Below are 21,753 nucleotides of genomic sequence, written 5' to 3'. Positions count from 1 at the left end.
GTATGAAAAAGAAAATTGGTTTGCTTGTAATGGCATACGGAACGCCATATAAAGAAGAAGATATTGAACGTTACTATACACATATTCGTAGAGGAAGAAAGCCAAGTCCTGAAATGCTGGAAGATTTAACAGAGCGTTACCGTGCAATTGGTGGTATTTCTCCTTTAGCTACTATTACATTAGAGCAAGCTAAGAAGTTAGAACAGCGTTTAAATGAAGTACAAGATGAAGTAGAGTACCATATGTATCTTGGTTTAAAACATATTGAACCGTTTATTGAAGATGCGGTGAAAGATATGCATAACGACGGAATACAAGATGCAATCGCACTTGTTCTTGCACCTCACTATTCTACGTTTAGCGTGAAATCATACGTTGGACGAGCACAAGAAGAAGCTGAGAAACTTGGAAACTTAACAATTCACGGCATTGATAGCTGGTATAAAGAGCCGAAATTCATCCAGTACTGGGTTGATGCAGTGAAAGGTATATATAACGGTATGTCAGATGCAGAGCGTGAAAAAGCAGTATTAATCGTATCTGCACATAGCTTACCAGAGAAAATTATTGCAATGGGCGATCCATATCCAGATCAATTAAATGAAACAGCGGATTATATCGCGCGCGGAGCTGAAGTAGCAAACTATGCAGTAGGCTGGCAAAGTGCAGGAAACACACCAGATCCTTGGATTGGTCCAGATGTACAAGATTTAACGAGAGAACTAAATGAAAAACACGGTTATACTTCATTCGTATATGCACCAGTTGGATTTGTTGCGGAACATTTAGAAGTTTTATATGACAACGACTTTGAGTGTAAAGTTGTAACGGATGAAATTGGTGCGAAATATTATCGTCCAGAAATGCCAAATGCATCGGACGCATTTATTGATTGTTTAACAGATGTTGTATTAAAGAAAAAAGAATCTGTACTGTAAGAAGAAAGGGGGAGCCTGCTTGAGGAAAAAAGTTGTGATCGTCGGCGGAGGCATCACTGGATTAACAGCAATGTATAACTTACAAAAAAATATTCATGAAAAAAACTTGCCGATTGATACATTACTTATAGAAGCATCGGGTAAACTTGGCGGAAAAATTCAAACCGTTCGAAAAGATGGATTTACAATTGAGCGCGGACCGGATTCTTTCTTAGCACGAAAAGAAAGTGCAGCTAGATTAGTGAAAGAATTAGGTCTTGGCGATGAACTTGTAAATAATCAAGCCGGTCAATCATTTATCCTCGTAAACAATCGGTTACATAAAATGCCGAATGGATCAATGATGGGAATTCCAACGCAAATTACGCCGTTTCTATTTTCCGGGCTGTTCTCCCCAATTGGTAAACTAAGAGCTGGTTTTGATCTATTAATGCCGAGGTCAAAGCCAGTATCTGACCAATCACTCGGACAATTTTTCAGACATCGTCTTGGAAACGAAGTGGTTGAAAACTTAATAGAACCGTTACTATCGGGTATTTATGCAGGGGATATTGATGAAATGAGCTTAATGTCAACATTCCCGCAAATGTATCAGATTGAGCAGAAACATCGCAGTATTTCACTCGGTATGCGTACGCTCGCTCCGAAAGAAGAGAAAGCTGAACCGAAAAAGGGAATGTTCCAAACAGTGAAAACAGGTTTAGAATCTATCGTAAAATCTCTCGAAGCAAAGATGCATGAAGGTACGATAATAAAGGGAACTCGCATTGAAAAAGTTGCAAAACAGGGTGATGGTTATACAATTACTCTTAGTAACGGAAAAGAAATAGAAGCGGACGCCATCGTAGTGGCAACTTCGCATAAAGTATTGCCGTCCATGTTTGCTCAGTACAAGCAGTTTCGTTTCTTCCGTAATATTCCATCCACATCCGTTGCGAATGTGGCACTTGCTTTCCAAAAGTCTGCAATCCAGCGCGATATTAATGGTACAGGATTTGTCGTATCACGAAATAGCGATTACACCATTACAGCATGTACGTGGACGCATAAAAAATGGCCGCATACAACGCCAGAAGGAAAAACACTCCTTCGTTGCTACGTCGGGCGTGCTGGTGATGAAGCGGTTGTAGAACAAACTGAAGAAGAACTCGTTCAGCTCGTACTAGAAGATTTAAAGAAGACGATGGACATTACAGAGGATCCAGAGTTTACAATTGTAAGTCGCTGGAAAGAAGCGATGCCTCAATATACAGTAGGCCATAACGAGCGAATGAAACAGCTCACAACATTTATGGAGAAAGAGTTGCCAGGTATATACTTGGCAGGTAGCTCCTATGCTGGCGCTGGACTTCCAGACTGTATTAATCAAGGTGAGGAAGCTGCAAAGCGTGTATTATCTCATTTGGAGAAAGTAATAGATGCTGAATTAATCGCACAATAAATTATAAGAAACGCCTTCAATCATATTGAAGGCGTTTCGTTTATTATATAAAATACTTATTCGCCAATAAACATATATAAGTTATTTGGCTTTATAACAGCATCTCCTGCATAAATAACCCACTCTGTTAAGTTATCAAAATCTAAATGATAACTATTTCCTTCACTCATATCTTCTATAAAATATGGTTCATTAATGAGTATTCCTTGAATGAAATCTTCCGTAATGTTTTGCATTTCAAACCACATATGTTCACTTTTTCCCTCTTCGTAGGATACACCAAATTTAGCAAGGAAACGAAAATCTTCATTTGATTGTTCAATGTGAAAAATGTTGCTGAAATACCCGAAAGTATTCTTCGCATTGTAAGCCATACGATCAGTTTCACTATTTGTTTTATAGAACATGAGCCCTGTAGCTTCCTCGTGTTCTTGGAAAAAGCTTTCAATATATTCTTCTGAAGTATTAAATTTGAATAAGAGAACAGATGGAGATTGATGGTATTCATCTCGGTCATCCATACCGCCTAAGAATGTATTTTGTGCATCTATTGGTTGTAGTTTCACTTCTTCATCCTCGATTGAAGATAATTGGTCCATACTCGTTTTATGCCCTATATAAGATAATCCTTTTTCCCACGGAACAGCGACTGTATGTATAGAACCTTGCTGACTATGCGCGATAACGATAGGCTCATTCATAGGGACTTGTCCATTCTCAACGGCATTATTAGCAAATGTTTGAAAGAGATCGCTAATGCCGTAGTAGGAAGAAATGCGATTTGGAATAATTAACTCTATTTCAGTTACGCCTGCTCTTAAAAGACCATGTGTATGAAACCAATATTGCGTAGGCTCACCGTCTTTATCGTCTTCATAAACGGAATGAATAACGTATAAGTCAGGAATATCAGGTAATAATTCATTTTCAACGTGATATTCAATATAGCTTCTAGATATCACTTTCATTGCTGCACTTGAATCGATTACAAATAACAAATCTGGGGAGAGATTCCATAAGAACTGTAACTGCTGGAAAAAGCAGTCCAGTACATCGCCTACAAATAGCGTACGAGTGAAAATTTCAGTGCCGAAAGCTGCATCTTCAAAATTACGATCTACGATTGTAGCATCTTGTCTATTGTACATTTTATATCCTTCTGGATCGTTCGGTTCATCAATATGCAGTTCATACGGTATGACTGTTTCACCCATATGTAATTCAACAATAAGGCTTGTCTCATCACTATAAACAATTTTTAAATCATCAACTTTAGTAGCGATCGTTTCTAGTCGCTGTTTTAACTGCTCAATTGTAATTCTAGTTGGTATAACGGCAATCATATCTGAAAAATGACGTTCTAATGTTCCATTCATAGCTGCGCGGTATGTTTCTGTTTGCACTTCCATCCAATCACTCCTATTCAAATGAATCCATTTTACATGCCAATAAACTTTCGATATTTTCTGTTTTCTCTCTCTAACATTATAGAGTGCATTCATAGAAGGTGTAAAATAATTATTTTGTATTGTAGTTTGAAAGCGTGTAAATTAAATAAATCTTTTGTAAAATTTGTCGAAATATCATTCTATATAACGAATCATTTGATATGATAGAAATGCTGAGAAAATATGAAATAGGGAGAGGAAAATGGCTGTGAAGAAATTGTTAAGTGTCTTTTTATCATTCTTGCTATTGTTTTCATTTACTGGAACTTTAGCGCAAGCAGAAGAAACTGCTTCTATGTCAGTAGAAAAAGCAATTCAAGTATTTAAGCAGCAAGGGAAAACGAAGGGGATTGTGGAAGGATATATTGTTGGATATACGCAAAGTTCTTCTAAATATACGAAGGATCCAGCTAAGTTTGATGATACAAACGTAGCAATTGCAGATTCACCAAACGAAACGAATCCAGACAAAATCATGCCCGTTCAGTTGCCAAAAGGTGATGTGAGAACGGCAGTGAATGTAAAAGATCACCCTGAAAATATCGGGAAGAAAGTTAGTTTGACTGGGACTCTTGAATTATATTTTAGTAACCCAGGTCTAAAATCAGTAACAGCTTATAAGTTTCAAGGTGAAGGACAAAACCGTGTTAGCGATGTAGTAGCTTCACCGAACGGTGGAGAAGTTGCTAAAGGAACAGCGGTAACATTAACGACGAATACAGAAGGCGCAACAATCTACTATACGTTAGATGGCTCTAATCCTACTAATAAAAGCGTTCGTTATAATGGACAAATTATAGTGAATGAAAATAGTGTAGTGAAAGCAATCGCAGAAAAAGAAGGACTTACTTCTTCAGCAATCTCGACATTTTCATTTATTATCGTAAATAATGAACAGGTTCGTATTCATGACATTCAAGGGAAATCACATATCTCTCCTTACAACGGGAAGAAAGTAAACAATGTGGAAGGCGTTGTCACAGCGCTTGATAAAAACGGCTTTTATATAGAAGATAATCAGCCAGATAATGATCCAGCTACTTCAGAAGGTATGTACGTATATAAAAAAGATGCGAATGTAGCAGTAGGAGATCTTATTCAAGTCGATGGAGTAGTAGAAGAATATGTTGGACCAGGATATGCAGAGCGATTTGAAACAGACTTAACGACGACTGAAATTAAAGCGAGCCGCGTTGCTGTAATCGCAAAAGATCAATCTTTGCCGGCACCGATTGTACTCGGGGAAAACGGTGTGAAAATTCCGGACCAGATTATTGATAATGATGCATTTGGTTTATTTGATCCAAGTGAAGATGCAATCGACTTCTATGAAAGTATTGAAGGTATGCGTGTTACGATGCCAACACCAAAAATTATTGCACCTCAGAAAAACGGAAATTTATATGTAACAGTAAAAAATGGTGGAGATAAAATAGTAACACAATATGGCACACCTTTATTAGATGAAAATCAATTAAACCCAGAGCGCCTTTCTGTAAAAGTACCTCGCGATTATGTAGCAAAAGTAGGAGATACTTTCACTGGAGATATAACAGGGGTAGTAGGATATGATTACGGTTCTTTCCGTATTTCACCAATAACAGAACTGCCAGCTGTAGTGGATGGTGGATTTAAGCAAGTAGGGGCAAATATTCAGCCACGTCTTGATAAGTTAACGGTTGCTACATATAACATTGAAAACTTCTCAGCGAATAAAAAAGAAACAACAGATGAAAAAGTAAAAGCGTTAGCGTATTCTATTAAATACAATTTAAAAATGCCAGATATTATCGGTGTAGAGGAAATGCAAGATAATAACGGATCAATTAATGACGGTACAACAGATGCGTCATTAAGCGCAAAACGTATCATTGATGCAGTTCTAGAAATTCGTGGACCGAAGTATGAGTATGTAGAAATCGCTCCAAACAATAATCAAGATGGAGGAGCACCAGGAGCGAATATTCGCGTCGGCTTCTTCTATAATCCATCACGCGTGAAATTAGCGACGGTACCGAAGTTACTTGATAAAAATGTTGTTCGTATTGGAGACGAAAATCCATTGTTTGAAAGTACACGTAAACCGCTAGCGGCAGAATTTACGTTCCAAGGACAAAACATTGTTGTCGTTGCAAATCACTTAAACTCAAAACTAGGAGATGCAACGCCATTTGGAAAAGTGCAGCCGCTCGTATTAAAGAGTGAAGACAAACGAATTCAGTTAGCACAAGAAGTAAATTATTTCGTGCAAGGAATTCAGAAAAAGAATACAAATGCACCAGTTGTTGTGTTAGGTGATATGAACGATTTCGAATTCTCTAAACCATTAAAAACACTAGAGGGAACAATCTTAAAAGATATGTTAAACACAGTGCCGAAAGAGAATCGTTACACGTACATTCACGAAGGAAATGCACAAGTATTAGATCATATTTTAGTAACAAACAATATCGCACCACACACAATTGTAGACCCAGTACACTTAAACTCAAACATTATGAAAGAACACGGACGTGTAAGTGACCACGACCCAGTACTTGCTCAAATTGATTTGAAGAAGGCTTCTTAAAGTGGGGAACGCTTAGGTGACTAAGCGTTCTTTTTTTGCATCGTTAATAGTATAAAGAGATGATTCCTTTTTTTGTAATCTAATGATAAAATTGATTGAATATTTAGTTTTTAATAAGGGGGACAACAATGCAGTTACAAATAAATGGAAAGGTAATGAATCAGTTTGCAATTTTTTTTAGTACGATCGTCATGCTTCAGTTTGTAGCTGATATAACAGGACTTACAAGCAATCTAGATATTACGTATAACTTAATACATACAGCAGCTTCTTATATAACATTTAGTTTGGCGGTTATTTTCACTTTAATAGGTGCAAGAAGAGAATTAAGTAAATATGCAATTGTTTCATTATGTTTAGTAATAGCGATTAAAGCGATTTATTTTGTAGCGGTTGTTATTTTATGGGGATTGGCTGGTACACCGTAAGTGAATAGTAAATAAAACCCTAATTTCCAATATAGTAAGGAAATTAGGGTTTTATTATACTTGAAACGCTTTTCTACACCGCTCTCTTTTTTGCAACCTTCTTCTATATTTTTTTTTATCACGTTTTACTCCTTGTATATACATGATTAAGCTAACGAGGAGGAAGAATGCACATTGTATTGTCAAAATATACGGCGACATGCCATGCAAAGGTTGTTTTGGGTCATATAAATGAAAAGGAGCTCCGCCTATTGTAGGGAATATCGTATTTAGCAGGACGTATGGAATGGAGGCAACTGCAAATGGGAAAAGAATCGCCATATAGTCCTTTTGTGACCACGCAGATGCAGCAAGTCCTAAAAGGGCCATTAAACCTGCAAATAAAAAATTAATTCCAATATATACAGTAATGTAAGTGAGGGGAGATTCGTAATATAAGTTTGCAAACATCCCATTATCATTTATAATGCCTGAACCAGCCGTCGGTTCTCCGTCTGGAATGGTTAATTTGCAAAATAATAACGATAAGATGAACGGAAATGTATAAAGAAGTCCGCCACAAAAGAATGTAACAATATATTTCGTTACTGAATAAGGGAACAAAGAAATCCCTTTACTTACAAACGGTTTAAAACCATCTGATTTATCCGAATTGTAACTTGTACTAAAGGGGAAACTGGCAATAACGGGCATTAATAATAAATAAACATCCATTTCATTGTCGCGAAATCCAATCCATTTAAAAGCTGTTGTTACAAACGCATCCGTTCCATCCCCAATGTAACGAATTACATAATAATAATGGTAAATAAAAATAAGAGCTAGTCCACTAAACATAATAATTAAAGAAACACGATTACAAAAAGCTTGCTTTATATTTAAACGAAGTGCACGCATCATGACTGAAAAAGCCTCCACTGTTTTGATAAACTTGTCTATTTTCTATATTACTATTAATTGTAAAGATTTTCTTGTTTTTTTATTTGATTATTTGAAAAAGAGGAATTTTGTTGTTGGTAAGTAAGGTTTAGCTGAAATTAATTTTTCTAAAATATGGTTGACAATTAAGTATTACATTTGTAATCTTAATTATAGATTACAAATGTAATACTTAGGAGTGAAATATACTATGACAAATCAATTACCTAAAATATCTGAAGCAGAATTAGAAATTATGAAAGTGCTTTGGTCGAATTCTCCGCAAACAGCGAATGAAATTATAGAAGAACTGGAAGATGCAATGGACTGGAAACCGAAAACAATCCGCACATTAATTAATCGATTAGTGCAAAAGGAAGCCGTTTCTTACCATCAAGATAAAGGGCGTATGTACGCTTATTACCCGTTAGTATCACAAGATAATTATTTGCAAGTGGAAACGAAATCTTTACTAAAACGTTTTTGCGGTGCAGCGTTTAAGCCATTACTTGTTAATTTCTTAAAAGAGGAGAAATTATCTTCAGAAGATATTAATGAATTAAAACGCATTTTAGATGAGAAGACAGAGGAGAATAAGAGGAAGGATCGATAAAAATGATAAACACGCTTATAAATGTATACCTTCCTCATTTTTTTGATTGGCTTATAGAAACGTCACTTATGGCTAGCATATTAGTCGGATTTATTTTATGTATAAAAGTTCTATTTAGAAATAAATTAACCCCCCGGTGGCAATATATGCTGTGGATCGTATTAATGATAAGACTCCTTTTACCGTGGTCGCCAGATAGCTCTTATAGCATTTACTCATTACTTTCTTATAGTTCTAGCGTATCGGAAGTTATTCCAAAAAATATGCCGGCTACTGAGAATATAGTGAACATAGAAAGCGACCGAAAAGTGGAATTGGAATCAAATTCTAAAATGGTGACAAAAACTAGCGAACCGGAAGTAAAAGTCAGTTCGGAAAAACAGACTACATTTTCTTTATACAAACTTGCTTTGTATGTGTGGCTAGCTGGGGTAATCATATTAGCAGCCATCACGTTTCTAACAAATAGACGTTTATATTCTTACATAAAGAAACAACCGGATATTACGGACGAACAGGTCACTACAGTGTTTAATCGCTGTAAGCAGTCTATGAAAATGAAGAAGGCAGTTTCATTACGTCTTGCAGGAAAGATTGCAAGTCCAACGGTTTTTAGTTTCTTTCGCCCGAAAGTATTACTATCAAAAAAACATATGAAAGTATTAAATGAACAACAATTACAATATGTCTTTTACCATGAGTTAGCTCATATTAAGAGAAACGATGTAGCTGTAAATTGGATTATGTACAGTTTAATCCTATTAAATTGGTTCAATCCAATTCTTTGGTACGCCTATTTTTGTATGCGAGAAGATCAAGAATTAGCCTGTGATGCATATGCACTTACTTTTATAGATAAAGAGGAACAAATTGCATACGGTCATACAATTATTACCCTTTTAGAACACTATTCCTATCAAGTACCAAGCCTAGCAAATTTAAGTAGAAATAAACGAACACTAAAAAGGAGAATCATTATGATTAAAAAATTCCAAAAGAAATCGTATCGTCTTTCTTTACTTGGAGTGATTGTCATAGTTGCTATAGCATCTCTTTCTTTATTCAACGCACGTGCAACGGAAGGGAAAGAAAAACAAAAGGATAAAGTAGAGCAGTCAAAGGATGCTTTCCAAAATGCTGTAGATATGCTGTTTGGTACAGAAGAAAATGCAAAAAAAGAATATAGGTATTCAGCAAGAGTGTATGAAAATAAGACAGATTATTTATATTTAGCTGAAAAGGCTTTAACAACAGATGAGTTCCAACAGTACATAAAGTTGTATAAAGAAATTATTAATATACAGAAAAAAGGTGCTCCGAGAGATTCTGACTACGAGTCAATATTTTTTAGGGAAGAACGTTTAACAGAAGCTGATCGTGAAAAATTATATGCACTTTATGATCACTCAAAACCGTTTAATGACAAAGTGGAAGAATCTTTAAATTACACGGTAAAGGAAGCGCAGGAACATGTAGATTTTCAAATTAAGAAGCCAACTTACACAATTGAAGGCTACGATCTAAAGGATGAAAAGGTAAGTTGTTTTATTAAGAGAAGACCCGAGTTAATTATAGAATTAGAGTATACAAACGGAAAAGGAAACTATACAACTTATCAATCACAAGTATTTGGAGAAAGTAAAGATCCGTTCCATGCTTTATTTGTTGTAGAAGAAAATATTGAACAGTACGAATTAGAAGGTAATCAAATATTCTATGCGACTCATAACTCGGATAGGAATTTACAAGGTATGAAGATGATTGTTCCAGCAAAAGGGAAAAATCGTGCATACCAAATCGTTATTATTAATCATAGTTTAGAGAACCCAGGAGAAGCAGTATTCGATAAGAATGTAAATAAAGAAGAATTAGAGAAAATTATGCTTTCTATGTTGAAATAGCAAAAAGGTGTTCTTAAGATGTATATCTCTAGAACATCTTTTCCTTTTCTCTTTTCTTCTGATAAACTATGGACAGTATGATATAACTTGACTGAAATTTTTTTATACTGGAAATAATAAAAAGAGAACTTGTATAGAATGTAAGCGTGTGGTAATATCAAAGATGTACTGATTGACTATATTATCCAATTGGTCATTTTTGGAGGTGACAATGTGGCGATAGATCGAAAACGTTCTATTATTGAAGCTGCAACAAAGTCTTTTTCAGCGTTCGGTTATAAAGCAACAACGATGGATCAAGTAGCGAAGTTAGCGAATGTAGGAAAAGGAACGATTTATACTTTTTTCAAAAATAAAGAAGAGCTATTTGGTGAAATTATTTCTAATTTAATTACAGAAATGAAGCAAGTTGCAGAAAGTGCAATTCGTTCAGATGTTTCATTTTTTGAAAATGTACATAGAGCATTATATAGCATCTTGGAATTTAGAAAAGAACATCAGCTTATGATTAAATTAATTCAAGAAGAGCGCGATATGGGAACGAAAGAAGTACAAGAAGTGATGCAACAAGTTGATGTGGAAATCGTTTCTGTTATTCAATCGTATTTAAAGATTGCGATTGAAAAAGGTGAAATTAGCAAATGTGATCCAGAAATTACAGCATTTATTATGCTTCGTCTATATGTATCGCTTATTTTTGATTGGGAAAAAAATCATGAACCGCTAGAAAAAGAAAAAATTGCAGAGTTATTTGAACTTTATTTACTAAAAGGATTGTCAAACTAAGATAATCCTTTTAATTTTATAAAAAAATGACCAAATGAACAATGTGGTCATGTATTTAAGTTAAGGGGGGATATAGAAAAAATATAATCATAATGAGAAAAAGTTGCATAGTAATAAATTCGTGGATAAGGCATATGTATGAACAAGTATAGCCTTTTTGTTTGGGTAAAAATGACTATATGAACATTTTGGTCATTTTATAAAAGGGGGAGAAATTATGAAAGGGAATCAGTTACTTCGGAAAGAGTTCACGGAAATTATCAAAAGTAAAAAAATATTAATTCCAATTATTGCGGTCTTATTCGTACCGATTTTATATGCAGGGATGTTTTTGTGGGCCTTTTGGGATCCGTATAAACAGTTAGATGACTTACCAGTTGCAGTAGTCAATTTAGATAAAGGCGCAGTATTTGATGGGAAACCAATTGAGGTCGGAAAAGGGCTCGTTGATAATTTAAAAGATAATAAAAGTTTTAAATGGGAGTTCGTAAGTGAAAAAGAAGCAAAGAAAGGAATGGAAGGTAGAAAGTATTACATGTTAGTGCGCATTCCAGATGACTTCTCAAGTAACGCTACAACGTTACTAAAAGACAATCCAAAGCCATTAAACTTAGAGTACATTCCAAACGAAAGTTTAAACTTCTTATCTTCACAAATTGGAGGAACAGCCATTGAAAAGATTAAAACTGAAGTATCAAGCACGTTAACGAAAACATATGCAGAGAAAATGTTCGATTCTATTAAAGACGTCTCAAAAGGATTAGCAGATGGAGCGGAAGGGGCAAGTAAACTACACGACGGATCAAGTGAATTGCATGATGGTTCAAGTAAAGTGACGGATGGCCTTCATACACTTCAAGGGAAATCTGGGGAGATGAAGGATGGAGTTGGGAAACTATTTGATGGATCTGGGAAAGTGACAGCAGGTTTAAATACGTTAAATAGCAAAACCGGTGAAATGCAAATAGGTATCGGGAAATTAGTAGATGGATCAGGAAAAGTAACAGATGGTTTACATGTATTAAATAGCAATGCAGGTATCGGAAAATTAGTAGATGGGTCAGGAAAAGTAACAGCAGGTTTAAATACATTAAATAGCAAAACGGGTGAATTGCGTGATGGATCTGAGAAAGTGACCGGTGGCTTGAACAAATTAGTAAGTAAATCCGGTGATTTAAAAACAGGAACAACTGATCTATCAAATGGTATGGGAAAACTTGTTGAAGGGCGAAGTCAATTAGAAAAAGGGTCTCAAGAAATTCAAAAGGGATTGCAAGATTTAAATAGTAACATACAAAAGTCTGCTGCAGGCTTAGAGGAAATGCAGTCGAAAGTTCCTTCTATATTGAATACAGTAAATGAAAAAATAGATGGAGCTGGGGCGAATATAAATCAGTTAAATGAACTTACGCAATCAACAGTAGGAGATGCTAAAACTGCAGCACAAGATGTAGCGAATTTACAAAAGCAAATTGAAAGTTTACCAAAAGAATATCAAGAGCAGTTACAACCGTTCATAACAAGTGCTGTAAAAAGTACAGCGACAGTTCAGCAAAAGGCTGCCGGAGTAGCAGGTGGAACAAATAAACTAAATGAAGAAGTAAAACAATTAAAGGGCGAAATACATCAAACAACAAATGGATTGCAAAATAAATTACCAAATCCAGCAGGGATGAAAGCTCTGGCAGATGGTGTTGAGAAACTAACGAACGCACAAAATGAATTTGTTAGTAAGTTTCATGGATTTGGTGAGGGATTAGATAATGCAAAAATAGGTGCTGATAAATTAAAAGATGGATCAGTTCAATTAATTGATGGAGTAACGCAATTACAAAGCGGCTCTGGAAAAGTAACAGATGGATTAGGTCAATTATCTGCAGGAGTAAATCAATTAGCAGATGGCTCAAGCCAAGTAACAGGTGGTTTAGGAACATTATCTGCAGGAGTAAATCAATTAACGGATGGCTCAAGCCAAGTAACAGGCGGTTTAGGTACATTATCTGTAGGAGCAAATCAAATGGCAGGTGGAGTAAATCAATTAGCAGATGGCTCCGGTCAAGTAACAACAGGCTTAGGCACATTATCAACTGGCTCAACCCAGCTAATCGATGGCGTTAATAAACTAGCAGACGGATCAGGAAAAGTAACGGATGGTCTCGTAAAAGTAAACGATGGTTCAGGTGAACTTGCAGAGAAACTTGGCGAAGGAGCAGAAAAAACTGGTGAAGTAAAAGGGACGGATAAAACGTATGATATGTTTGCAAGTCCTGTAAAAGTGAAGACGGAGAAAATGGCGGAAGTTCCAAACTACGGAACCGGATTTACGCCGTATTTCCTATCACTCGGTTTATTTGTTGGGGCATTACTATTATCAATTGTATATCCATTACGTGATACAGTCGGTGTTCCAAAATCAGGGTTTAGCTGGTTTATTAGTAAGTTCGGTGTTTTACTATCGGTCGGTATTATTCAAGCGATAGTAGCAGATGTTATACTACTGTTCGGATTAGGTGTAGAAGTACAAAGTATTCCGTACTTCATACTCTTTAGCATCGTTACAAGCTTAGCATTTATCGCATTAATTCAATGTTTAGTAACAGCATTCGGTGATGCAGGCCGTTTTATCGCCATCATCACATTAATTATGCAGCTTACAACAAGTGCCGGAACATTCCCACTAGAATTGATTCCGAAGTTTTTACAACCATTCAATGCTTGGTTACCGATGACATACTCTGTATCAGGATTGAAAGCAGTCGTATCGAGTGGAGACTTTGACTTCATGTGGCAAAACATAGGAATGCTCATGATCTTTATCGTTGTATTATCACTTGGAACGATCGCTTCCTTAACTTTGATGCACAAACGACAATTTAAAAATGTTGCTGAAAATCAATCGGTTGAAGCGTAGATAAAAGCACCTTTTTGGTGCTTTTTTATTTTAATAGAGGGCACATCTTTTCCTTAGTTCATCTATAAATCTTTCTAAAAGCTATAGAAACGAAAGAAAAGGAATTACAACAATTTACAGAGAAACATAGGGTAGAGGAGTTGATATGATGAAAGGCAATCTTACTTATTATTTTATCGTAAATCCGCTAATAATCTTTCTTGTTTATGCCCTTTCACCTATATTGTTTGATAAAGAAGTATATACAAGTATGAAAGATGCATTTGGAATACTCACGTTCTATTATGTGTTAATGGGTGAATATTACTTTATTGATATTTTAAGTGAAAAGATAAAGAAAAAAAGTGATGGAGGATAAAAAATGACTGAAAGTGAAATGAAATTCCGTGATACGACCATTCGTAACTTTTTCGATAAAGAGGATCGTTTAAAATCGATTCCAGGTCAAAAGAAGAAGAAACTAGTATTGTTAGAGCATTTAATTAGCAAGTTAGATGCTGGAAATCAATATACAGAAAAAGAAATTAATACATTTATAAAACAATATCATGATGATTTTTGTACAATTAGACGTGAATTTATTGTACACAGGTTTATGGATAGAGAGGATAATATGTACCGTATAAACGGGAGAGAAGTTTGGACGAAGTGGGAGGAGTTAAAATAATGAATCAGCGAGGGGATCCCCGCTGATTATAAGCCTGTGCTAGTCTTGCTGTTTCTTTGTAGTAAGTCTATGAACGCTTCAACATTCGAACTTGTAATGTACCCAAGCGTTATATATTCATCTTCATAGTAAAATATTATTTTTTTGTCAAAGATTCTTCTCTTCGTTTCTATGGATAGAATTTTTTCATAATCAAATTCGGCAATGAATGTGTTTTTATATTGGCTAAAAAAGAGAAGTCTTTGATTAGTAGCAAGTAACATGCCAGGATATGGGACTTTATGCGTAATCATATAGCCAGTAAGTGAACATTTTAAAGTAGATAAAATCTTTTCTTCTTTATGTAATAGTTGTTTTGCAGCTGTTAAGATTGGATTCATTGCATACATTCCTTTTATTTTGATGTATGAATATTGTATCAAGAGTAAAAAGATTCTCAATATGCAATATTGCATATTGGACGTTTTATAGTTTTAATATTATTTTTTAAAAGAAAAAGTACGAGGTGATTCAATGATACGATTAGCAAAAGAGGCTGATGCAGAAGCAATAATGAATATTAGAAAAGAAATTATATTATCGGAAAATACTACAAAGTTTTTCATAGTATCTCCAAAGAAATTACCGAATGATATTGATGCAGAAAGAGAAAAGATACGGAAAAGTAATGAGAAAGGTAATCTTTATATTGTGTATGAAGTAGATTATAAGGTGGTAGGCTTTTTACTTTTCAACCGATATGAACTAGAACGGTTACAACACGCAGGCACAATGGGAATGGGGATTAAAGAGGCGTATTGTAATCAAGGCATCGGCACGAAATTAATTGAATTTCTTATTAGTTGGGCTAAAGGGCAGAAAGGTTTAGAGAAAATTTGCTTAGGTGTAGTTTCTGTTAATGATCGGGCAATTAAAGTGTACAAACGTATGGGTTTTGTAGAAGAAGGAAGACAACGAAAGCAAATTAAATATGAAGATGGATCATATGGAGATGATGTATTGATGGGCTTTTATATTAAATAAAGAATATATGGTATTAAGAAAAGGAATGTACATAACGTAAATTTCTAAAAGCAGTATATTGCCCATGCATTAACAGACTTTTACCTATGTATAATATTAATATAGTAAAATCATAACAACCGATATTGCAGTTTCCAATAATATACTATATAATCAATTTAAGAAAACGTTTTCATGCAAAGGGGGAGAATTTCGTGTCGACTATAGAGGACGTGGCGAAATTAGCAGGGTTATCAAGGACAACGGTTTCTAGGGTGATTAATAATCATCCATATGTTTCAGATGAGAAGAAAAAAAGGGTTCAATTAGCAATGAAGCATTTAGGCTTCGTTCCTAATTCTGCGGCGAGAAGGCTTCGTAAACAAAAAACGGAAACAATTGCGGTGCTAGTTCCAAGGATTACAAATCCTTTCTTCAGTAGATTTATTGAAGCAATCGAGATTGCTGCTTCTGAACATAAATATAAACTGATTATTTGTCAAACAAGATATTTACCGGAAAAAGAGATGGAGTATTTACAATTATTATCTACGAAACAAGTAGATGGGATTATTCTATGTTCACTAGAAAATCCGTGGGAAGATGTAGAGCCATACTTACAGCACGGTCCAATCGTGTTGTGTAATGAATATATTGAGGAAGCAAATATTCCAACAGTGAAGTTTGATCATGCGCAAGGAGCATACATAGCTGCGAAGCATGTGTTAGATCAAGGATATCGTAATCTTATTTTTTGCCGTGGTAACGAAACCAAAGTCGTTAGCCAGCAGCGAAAAATGGGCTTTTTACGTGCAATAACTGAGAAGAGCCGCCAAGTAGAAGCGATTGACTTTCTTGAAAACGCTTTCTCTTGGGAAGATGGAAAACGAATATTCCATGAAGTATTAAAGGACAAAAAAAATCCTACCGCGATTTTGGCAGGAGGCGATGAGGTAGCAGCTGGAATTATCTCAGAGGCGAAACGCCATAACTGGAGCATTCCAGATGATCTCGCTGTTATCGGTTTTGATAATCAAATATTATCGCAGATTACAGAACCAGGTATTACGACAATTGAACAGCCAATTGATGAAATGGCCCGAAAAGTTGTCGACCTGATGATGGATAAAATCCATACGAAAAATTATCGAAAAAAAGAATTGTATGAGTTTGAACTGGAGCTCTTGGTGAAAGGTTCAACGATGAAGGATAAGATGTTATTAGCCTAGTAGACTATGTCTGCTAGGTTTTTTTATGTTCACAAACTACTATTCTTCGTGAACGCAATCGTCACATTTGTTATGGTATGCTTCGTGTTGCTCATCAATTTCTTTCCCGCAGTGCGCACAAGTTTTCGTCGGTAAATTTCTGAAAAACTCCATTGGTTGATCGATCATGTCAATCCCTCCATTTCCATTTCTTACTATCATTGTATTAGTACAAAAAATAAAAGTCAACAACTGTTTTATAACAAAATTGAAAATTAATGAAAAAGTTTAGGAAATGGATTATAGTTAACAATGTAGGATGTAAGTAAAACAGGCATTTCTACTCGGTTTTAGAAAGGATGGATACATATGAAAATGACTGTTGTCGGCTTTTGGGGCGGCTTTCCAGAAGCGGGAGAAGCAACGTCGGGGTATTTGTTTGAACACGATGGTTTTCGTTTACTTGTAGACTGTGGTAGTGGTGTACTAGCACAGCTTCAAAAATATATAACACCATCTCATATAGATGCAGTTGTACTGTCACACTATCATCATGATCATGTTGCGGATATCGGGGTATTGCAATATGCGAGATTAATTATGAGCGGGGCGAAGGGGCAACTACCGGAATTACCAATATACGGCCATACCTTTGACGAGAATGGATTCCATTCTTTAACGCATGAACCACATACGAAAGGAATCGCGTACAATCCAGAAGAAACACTTCAAGTTGGACCATTCTCGATTTCGTTCTTAAAAACTGTTCATCCTGTTACATGCTTTGCGATGCGTATTACAGCTGGAGATGATGCTGTAGTATACAGCGCTGATTCAAGTTATATTCCTGAATTCATTCCATTCACGAAAGATGCTGATCTTTTCATTTGTGAGTGTAATATGTATGCACATCAAGAGGCTGCAAAAGCAGGGCATATGAATAGTACAGAAGTAGCAAGTATTGCAAAAGATGCGAATGTAAAAGAACTTTTATTAACGCACTTACCGCATACAGGCAACCCATCTGATTTAGTAACAGAAGCAAAACAAATTTTCAGTGGCCATATTACGTTAGCGCATAGTGGTTACGTATGGAACTCATGAGGTGATACGATGTTATTTATTGATAATAAAGGGATTACAGATCCTAGAATAAACTTAGCGATTGAAGAATATTGTGTGAAGAATTTAGATATTAACGAAACATATTTACTGTTTTACATTAATGAGCCTTCGATTATCATTGGTAAAAACCAAAACACAGTAGAAGAAATTAATGCAGATTACGTAAAAGAAAAAGGTATTCATGTCGTTCGTCGTCTATCAGGCGGAGGCGCAGTATATCATGATTTAGGAAACTTAAACTTCAGTTTTATTACAAAAGATGATGGAGACAGTTTCAGCAACTTCAAAAAATTTACTGAGCCTGTAACGAAAGCGCTTAGTAAATTAGGTGTAAATGCAGAACTAAGTGGTCGTAACGACATTTTAGCTGAAGGTAGAAAAATTTCAGGTAACGCGCAGTTCTCAACGAAAGGTCGTATGTTCAGTCACGGTACGTTACTATTTGATTCTGAAATCGATCACGTCGTATCGGCATTAAAAGTAAAAATGGATAAGATTCAATCAAAAGGTATTAAATCAATCCGTAGCCGCGTTGCGAACATTACAGAGTTTCTAAACGAAGAAATGACGACAGAAGAGTTTAGACAACTTCTTCTAGAAACAATTTTCGAAGGAGAAACAGAAATCCCAACGTATGAATTAACAGAAGAGGATTGGAAAGAGATCCATAAACTTTCTGAAGAACGTTACCAAAATTGGGATTGGAACTACGGAAAATCACCGAAGTTCAACTTACAACATTCACACCGCTTCCCAGTTGGACAAGTTGACGTTCGTCTTGAAGTGAAAAAAGGAACAGTAACAGAATGTAAAATTTACGGCGACTTCTTCGGTTCACTAGATGTTCATGATATCGAAGAGCGTCTAACAGGCGTTCAATTCGATAAAGATGCATTCACTGTAGCTTTAGAAGGCGTAGATATCGCACGTTACTTCGGTAACATTACAACAGAAGATTTCTTACATTTATTCTTCTAAAAATGAGGGAGGCTGCCATCACGGGCAGCCTCTTTCTTTTTGCGTAGATTGTCAGGTTTTGTCGGTAAGTCGATATAACTGAAAAATCGCTGATATAAATTGAGTTGCGCTGATATATTTGGAAAATCGCCGATATAAACCGAGTTGCGCTGATATATTTGGAAAATCGCCGATATAAATCGAGCTGCGCTGATATAACTGAAAAATCGCTCATATAATTTCATTTACCACAAAACATAAAATCACAGGACATTTGCCCCTCGTAAAGGAATATATATATTCAAAAGGAGGCTAATCGAAATGAAAAGGGTAATGTACGTTGTATTATTACTCAGCTTCGCCGTCGGAATGACAGCGTGTAACAGTGGATCGCCCTCAAGTCGTACAATTTTGTCTATCGGAAAACCGGCTGAGGATAATGTTATATATTTTACGCATACAGATAACAAACGAAAGATACATGATATACAAGACATGTTTCAAAATAAGAAGTGGAAAAGAAATGAAACATTCAGCACTGTTAATAAAACACCAGATGTCGTCTTATCAATAGATGAAGACAATATAGGGTTACCGGCATTATATGTTACCGTTTATTTTCATGAAGATGGAGCGGACGCTCTTAACTTGCACGGGGAGCATACGACATTAAATAAAGAAGAACTTGATAAACTTAGAGAAAAGATGAGTGCATATTATCCTAAAATGATTTTTGGTCTAGTGTTATAAATTACTTGTAAATAAAATCCCCTTATTTTTCCAAAGTAAACTAAGAGAAGGTGATCTGTCTATATGCAGTTAATAGAATATCACTTGCCACTTTAATTTTCTTTTAATATAATTAATTTAGAATTTTTAAATATTCTAAATTTTATAAAGGTGGGGTTTTTGTGAATCTCGTTCAATCTTTGGCTGAAACGGCAAAAAAGAAGGGGGAAAAACCGGCTTATATATTTATGGATCAGTCGGTCTCATATGACCAATTAAACAAAATGGTCACAAGGTTTTCTAGCAATTTAGCAGAAATGGGCATTGGAAAAGGGGACAATGTCGCATTAGTTGTTGGGAACTCACCACATTATTTGGTCGGTTTATACGGAACAATGAAAGCCGGAGCAACTGTTATTCCAGTTAATCCAATTTATACAGCAGACGAAATGCATTATATTTTACAAAATGGAGATGTAAAAACAATCATCGTACTCGACGTCCTTCTACCTGTTATACAATCTCTTACAACAAGACTTCCTTCATTAGAAAACATCATCATATGCGAAACCTCATCAGATTTTAACCATACAGAAACCGAAAAAATGAAAACGTTTACTAGTTTTGTGGGGACTGGAGATACAACTTACGAAGGTCCTGAACTAGATGAAGAAGATGTAGCGGTTATTCTATACACATCGGGCACAACTGGAAAACCGAAAGGCGCTATGTTAACACATAAAAATTTATATAGTAATGCGAACGATGTGGCGTCGTATTTACAATATACGGCTGATGACCGCGTTGTTGCGGCACTGCCTATGTTCCATGTATTCTGTTTAACAGTTGCGGTAAATGCACCGATTGTGAACGGGGCAACGATTTTAATGTTACCGAAATTTAGTCCGAAAGAAGTATTCCGTATTTGTCGCACGTACGAACCAACGATCTTTGCTGGCGTACCGACGATGTACAATTATTTATATTTATTTGAAGAAGCAAGCGCAGAAGATGTGAAGACGCTTCGCCTTTGTATTTCCGGTGGTGCATCGATGCCTGTTGCTCTTCTGCAAAACTTTGAAAAACGTTTTAACGTTATTGTTTCAGAAGGATACGGTTTATCAGAAGCATCACCAGTTACTTGTTTCAATCCGCTAGATCGTCCTCGGAAACCAGGATCAATTGGCACAAATATTTGGCATGTAGAAAATAAAATTGTAAATGAACTTGGGGAAGAAGTACCTGTCGGCGCAGTCGGTGAATTAATTGTTCGCGGACCTAACGTTATGAAAGGATACTATAATGCACCAGAAGATACAGCTGCGACATTGAAAGACGGCTGGCTATATACAGGTGACTTGGCGAAAATGGATGAAGAAGGTTACTTCTATATCGTGGATCGTAAAAAAGATATCGTCTTAGTTGGCGGTTATAACGTATACCCTCGTGAAGTAGAAGAAGTATTATATACGCACGAATCAGTAGCGGAAGTTGTTGTAATCGGTGTTCCTGATGAAAACTTAGGAGAAGCTGTGCGAGCGTACGTCGTTTTGAAGCAAGCAAACGTAACAGAAGAAGAGCTAATGCATTACTGCACGTTACATTTAGCGAAATATAAAGTGCCGAAAAGCATTGAGTTTTTAATAGAATTACCGAAGAATACGACTGGTAAGTTGTTAAGAAGAGCATTGAGAGAGAAAGCGATGCAAGTGTAAAAATGAGGCAACCATCTTTGAAGGTGGTTGCCTCATTTTTTTGTGCATTGATTAAGCTGTGGTGTCATATATTTAAAGCTTCATATGACCAACAAGGAGGAGATATACATAGAACAGAAGGGATTAACGCTTACGGCGAGTGCAATATCTTATTTGTGAAATTATGGATGAACTCTGAAAGTGATAAGAACGGTAATTTTAATCAAAATGGAGTAGTGGACTGTGAATCAATGGCTACGGTGTTAGTAAATGCATATAAATTAGAATGGAATGAAAATAGTAAGTTACCAAAAGAATTTGCTGATTTGAAAAATCATTGGGCTCAACGTATGCCAATATTTTAGTTTAATAAGAAAATTCAAATTCCAAGTTGACACATGTGAATTACAGAATTAAA

The 21,753-nt window shown here is 35.7% G+C and carries 21 protein-coding genes; 17 read left to right on the top strand and 4 right to left on the bottom strand.

The features are described from left to right. Nucleotides 1-2 precede the first annotated feature (2 nt). Both hemH and hemY read left to right on the top strand, forming a co-directional pair. Nucleotides 3-938, top strand: coding sequence for a ferrochelatase (gene hemH, locus ES895_RS10950; protein WP_000726800.1), 936 nt, complete (start codon nt 3-5; stop codon nt 936-938). A 19-nt stretch (nt 939-957) separates the two neighbouring features. Continuing rightward, nucleotides 958-2,379 carry a protoporphyrinogen oxidase gene (gene hemY, locus ES895_RS10945; protein ID WP_001228100.1) on the top strand — a complete coding sequence of 474 codons (1,422 nt, stop codon included), beginning with the start codon at nt 958-960 and terminating at the stop codon, nt 2,377-2,379. A gap of 56 nt (nt 2,380-2,435) precedes the next feature. On the opposite strand, the gene ES895_RS10940 is transcribed toward hemY, so the two are convergent. After that, nucleotides 2,436-3,788: a DUF4026 domain-containing protein gene (locus ES895_RS10940; protein WP_098375851.1), complete on the bottom strand. Its 1,353-nt coding sequence runs from the start codon at nt 3,786-3,788 to the stop codon at nt 2,436-2,438. Nucleotides 3,789-4,029: 241 nt separating this feature from the next. Here ES895_RS10940 and ES895_RS10935 point away from each other — a divergent pair, with 241 nt between their 5' ends. Continuing rightward, nucleotides 4,030-6,396 (top strand): DUF6359 domain-containing protein, encoded by a 2,367-nt coding sequence (locus ES895_RS10935; protein WP_098375850.1) that lies wholly within the window; start codon nt 4,030-4,032, stop codon nt 6,394-6,396. Between the two features lie 128 nt (nt 6,397-6,524). Continuing rightward, entirely contained in the window at nt 6,525-6,824 is a 300-nt protein-coding gene (locus ES895_RS10930) for a hypothetical protein (protein WP_001176848.1), read from the top strand. 54 nt (nt 6,825-6,878) lie between these two features. On the opposite strand, the gene ES895_RS10925 is transcribed toward ES895_RS10930, so the two are convergent. Then, nucleotides 6,879-7,724 (bottom strand): hypothetical protein, encoded by an 846-nt coding sequence (locus ES895_RS10925; protein ID WP_000984162.1) that lies wholly within the window; start codon nt 7,722-7,724, stop codon nt 6,879-6,881. A 229-nt stretch (nt 7,725-7,953) separates the two neighbouring features. Between ES895_RS10925 and ES895_RS10920 the strand changes: the two genes are divergently transcribed. The 6 genes from ES895_RS10920 (at nt 7,954) to ES895_RS10895 (ending at nt 14,620) form a co-directional block, all read left to right on the top strand. Continuing rightward, the gene (locus ES895_RS10920; RefSeq protein WP_000184503.1) at nt 7,954-8,355 is read left to right on the top strand and encodes a BlaI/MecI/CopY family transcriptional regulator; all 402 of its coding nucleotides are present in this window, start codon (nt 7,954-7,956) and stop codon (nt 8,353-8,355) included. Nucleotides 8,356-8,357: 2 nt separating this feature from the next. Then, a complete protein-coding gene (locus tag ES895_RS10915; protein WP_135238339.1) occupies nt 8,358-10,256 on the top strand; it encodes a M56 family metallopeptidase in 1,899 nt (632 codons plus the stop codon). A gap of 213 nt (nt 10,257-10,469) precedes the next feature. Beyond that, nucleotides 10,470-11,042: a TetR/AcrR family transcriptional regulator gene (locus ES895_RS10910; RefSeq protein WP_000963381.1), complete on the top strand. Its 573-nt coding sequence runs from the start codon at nt 10,470-10,472 to the stop codon at nt 11,040-11,042. Nucleotides 11,043-11,259: 217 nt separating this feature from the next. Beyond that, the gene (locus ES895_RS10905) at nt 11,260-13,953 is read left to right on the top strand and encodes a YhgE/Pip domain-containing protein (protein WP_135238338.1); all 2,694 of its coding nucleotides are present in this window, start codon (nt 11,260-11,262) and stop codon (nt 13,951-13,953) included. A gap of 145 nt (nt 13,954-14,098) precedes the next feature. Continuing rightward, on the top strand, nt 14,099-14,311 hold the full coding sequence (locus tag ES895_RS10900; protein ID WP_097814527.1) for a hypothetical protein: 213 nt from the start codon (nt 14,099-14,101) through the stop codon (nt 14,309-14,311). A gap of 3 nt (nt 14,312-14,314) precedes the next feature. Next, nucleotides 14,315-14,620 carry a DUF2087 domain-containing protein gene (locus ES895_RS10895; RefSeq protein WP_000140286.1) on the top strand — a complete coding sequence of 102 codons (306 nt, stop codon included), beginning with the start codon at nt 14,315-14,317 and terminating at the stop codon, nt 14,618-14,620. A 26-nt stretch (nt 14,621-14,646) separates the two neighbouring features. Here ES895_RS10895 and ES895_RS10890 read toward each other — a convergent pair whose 3' ends face one another. After that, a complete protein-coding gene (locus tag ES895_RS10890) occupies nt 14,647-15,000 on the bottom strand; it encodes a PH domain-containing protein (RefSeq protein ID WP_001068220.1) in 354 nt (117 codons plus the stop codon). Between the two features lie 133 nt (nt 15,001-15,133). On the opposite strand from ES895_RS10890, the gene ES895_RS10885 reads away from it, so the two are divergent. Together ES895_RS10885 and ES895_RS10880 are read left to right on the top strand one after the other, a co-directional pair. Then, complete coding sequence (locus tag ES895_RS10885) at nt 15,134-15,643, top strand: GNAT family N-acetyltransferase (RefSeq protein ID WP_000620018.1); 510 nt, start codon at nt 15,134-15,136, stop codon at nt 15,641-15,643. A 194-nt stretch (nt 15,644-15,837) separates the two neighbouring features. Continuing rightward, entirely contained in the window at nt 15,838-16,851 is a 1,014-nt protein-coding gene (locus tag ES895_RS10880; protein ID WP_000103715.1) for a LacI family DNA-binding transcriptional regulator, read from the top strand. A 39-nt stretch (nt 16,852-16,890) separates the two neighbouring features. On the opposite strand, the gene yhfH is transcribed toward ES895_RS10880, so the two are convergent. Continuing rightward, nucleotides 16,891-17,019, bottom strand: coding sequence for a protein YhfH (yhfH, locus tag ES895_RS10875; RefSeq protein ID WP_000567010.1), 129 nt, complete (start codon nt 17,017-17,019; stop codon nt 16,891-16,893). 180 nt (nt 17,020-17,199) lie between these two features. Here yhfH and ES895_RS10870 point away from each other — a divergent pair, with 180 nt between their 5' ends. The 5 genes from ES895_RS10870 (at nt 17,200) to ES895_RS30090 (ending at nt 21,700) form a co-directional block, all read left to right on the top strand. Beyond that, on the top strand, nt 17,200-17,934 hold the full coding sequence (locus ES895_RS10870; protein ID WP_000784680.1) for an MBL fold metallo-hydrolase: 735 nt from the start codon (nt 17,200-17,202) through the stop codon (nt 17,932-17,934). Nucleotides 17,935-17,943: 9 nt separating this feature from the next. Next, nucleotides 17,944-18,933, top strand: coding sequence for a lipoate--protein ligase (gene lplA / locus ES895_RS10865; RefSeq protein WP_000897281.1), 990 nt, complete (start codon nt 17,944-17,946; stop codon nt 18,931-18,933). Between the two features lie 300 nt (nt 18,934-19,233). Further along, complete coding sequence (locus tag ES895_RS10860) at nt 19,234-19,662, top strand: hypothetical protein (RefSeq protein WP_000832615.1); 429 nt, start codon at nt 19,234-19,236, stop codon at nt 19,660-19,662. Nucleotides 19,663-19,823: 161 nt separating this feature from the next. Continuing rightward, nucleotides 19,824-21,356 (top strand): fatty acid--CoA ligase family protein, encoded by a 1,533-nt coding sequence (locus ES895_RS10855; protein ID WP_001055203.1) that lies wholly within the window; start codon nt 19,824-19,826, stop codon nt 21,354-21,356. A 167-nt stretch (nt 21,357-21,523) separates the two neighbouring features. Next, a complete protein-coding gene (locus ES895_RS30090) occupies nt 21,524-21,700 on the top strand; it encodes a hypothetical protein (RefSeq protein WP_001999272.1) in 177 nt (58 codons plus the stop codon). The last annotated feature ends 53 nt before the right edge of the window (nt 21,701-21,753 follow it).

Source organism: Bacillus sp. 007/AIA-02/001, from assembly GCF_004634455.1.
Lineage (GTDB): Bacteria > Bacillota > Bacilli > Bacillales > Bacillaceae_G > Bacillus_A > Bacillus_A cereus.
Note: the sequence above shows the minus strand (reverse complement) of the source record. Positions and strands in the feature narration are given on the sequence as shown.

Coding starts and splice junctions, on each gene's coding strand:
- hemH (WP_000726800.1), top strand. CDS start 3: ATGAAAAAGAAAATTGGTTTGCTTGTAATGGCATACGGAACGCCATAT.
- ES895_RS10940 (WP_098375851.1), bottom strand. CDS start 3,788: ATGGAAGTGCAAACAGAAACATACCGCGCAGCTATGAATGGAACATTA.
- ES895_RS10935 (WP_098375850.1), top strand. CDS start 4,030: ATGGCTGTGAAGAAATTGTTAAGTGTCTTTTTATCATTCTTGCTATTG.
- ES895_RS10930 (WP_001176848.1), top strand. CDS start 6,525: ATGCAGTTACAAATAAATGGAAAGGTAATGAATCAGTTTGCAATTTTT.
- ES895_RS10925 (WP_000984162.1), bottom strand. CDS start 7,724: ATGATGCGTGCACTTCGTTTAAATATAAAGCAAGCTTTTTGTAATCGT.
- ES895_RS10920 (WP_000184503.1), top strand. CDS start 7,954: ATGACAAATCAATTACCTAAAATATCTGAAGCAGAATTAGAAATTATG.
- ES895_RS10915 (WP_135238339.1), top strand. CDS start 8,358: ATGATAAACACGCTTATAAATGTATACCTTCCTCATTTTTTTGATTGG.
- ES895_RS10905 (WP_135238338.1), top strand. CDS start 11,260: ATGAAAGGGAATCAGTTACTTCGGAAAGAGTTCACGGAAATTATCAAA.
- ES895_RS10900 (WP_097814527.1), top strand. CDS start 14,099: ATGATGAAAGGCAATCTTACTTATTATTTTATCGTAAATCCGCTAATA.
- ES895_RS10895 (WP_000140286.1), top strand. CDS start 14,315: ATGACTGAAAGTGAAATGAAATTCCGTGATACGACCATTCGTAACTTT.
- ES895_RS10890 (WP_001068220.1), bottom strand. CDS start 15,000: ATGAATCCAATCTTAACAGCTGCAAAACAACTATTACATAAAGAAGAA.
- ES895_RS10885 (WP_000620018.1), top strand. CDS start 15,134: ATGATACGATTAGCAAAAGAGGCTGATGCAGAAGCAATAATGAATATT.
- yhfH (WP_000567010.1), bottom strand. CDS start 17,019: ATGATCGATCAACCAATGGAGTTTTTCAGAAATTTACCGACGAAAACT.
- ES895_RS10870 (WP_000784680.1), top strand. CDS start 17,200: ATGAAAATGACTGTTGTCGGCTTTTGGGGCGGCTTTCCAGAAGCGGGA.
- lplA (WP_000897281.1), top strand. CDS start 17,944: ATGTTATTTATTGATAATAAAGGGATTACAGATCCTAGAATAAACTTA.
- ES895_RS10860 (WP_000832615.1), top strand. CDS start 19,234: ATGAAAAGGGTAATGTACGTTGTATTATTACTCAGCTTCGCCGTCGGA.
- ES895_RS30090 (WP_001999272.1), top strand. CDS start 21,524: ATGAACTCTGAAAGTGATAAGAACGGTAATTTTAATCAAAATGGAGTA.